The organism is Kineococcus glutinatus, assembly GCF_039542765.1.
Lineage (GTDB): Bacteria > Actinomycetota > Actinomycetes > Actinomycetales > Kineococcaceae > Kineococcus_A > Kineococcus_A glutinatus.
The window spans coordinates 1-877 of the sequence record NZ_BAABIL010000850.1 but is presented as its reverse complement, the minus strand read 5'-3'; the positions used below and the strand labels follow the sequence as shown (position 1 = coordinate 877).

The window sequence follows — 877 nt, the reverse complement described above, 5'->3', positions numbered from 1 at the left end:
GCCGCCCTCGACGGCGGGGAGCTGCACGACGAGCTGACCGCCCTGGGCGCGATGATCGCGCTCAGCCGGGGGCAGCCGGCGCAGGCGCTGGCGGCGGTGGAGCCGCTGCTGGCCGGGGCCGCCCGCTCCGAGCGGGCCGGGGTGCGGGCCCTGCTGGTGGCGATGTCGGCGTGGGCGCAGGTGGGCCGCGCGGGCACCGCCGTCGCCACCGGGGAGGGGCTGACGGCGGCGGAGGCGGCCCGGGAGCTGCCCGCGGTGTTCGAGGCGGCGCTCGTGGGGCTCTGCTATGCCCTGGGGGTCACGGGGCGGATCGGGGAGGCGGAGGAGCTGGCGCGGACCCGGTACGCGGCGGCGCTGGAGCAGCGGGCGCCGGACCTGCGCACCCTGTGGGCGCTGGCGCTGGGCCAGGCGGGCGCGCTGCGCGGGGACCTGGTGGGCGCGGAGCAGCACCTGACGGAGGCGGCGCTGCTGCTGCGGCACGACCAGTCGCTGTTCGGGGTGCACTCGCTGGCGTGGTGCCTGGGGTGCCTGGCGGAGGTGGCCGCCGCGCGGGGGGACGCGGAGGGGGCCCGGGTGGCGCTGGCGGACGGGTACGCGGTGACACCGGAGCCGTGCTTCATCGCGCCCCGGGAGATCGCCCGCGTCTGGGTGGCGTGGGCGGAGGGCGCCGCGGACGCGGCCGTGGCGGTGGCCCGGGAGGTGGCGGGGGCGGCGCGGGAGCGGGGTGCGGCCGCCGTGGAGGCCCTCGCGCTGCACCAGGCGGCCCGGCTGGGGCAGGCCGGGGAGGTGGCGGCGCTGATGGCGGACCTGGCCGCCCGGGTGGACGGGGACCTCGTCGCCGCGCACGCCGCGCACGCCCGGGCGCTGCTGACCGCTG

1 protein-coding gene is annotated in these 877 nt (G+C 81.1%); it reads left to right on the top strand.

The genetic code is table 11. The features are described from left to right. Nucleotides 1-877, top strand: an 877-nt coding sequence (locus ABEB16_RS22010) for a tetratricopeptide repeat protein (protein ID WP_486336003.1), incomplete at both ends; no start/stop codon positions are given.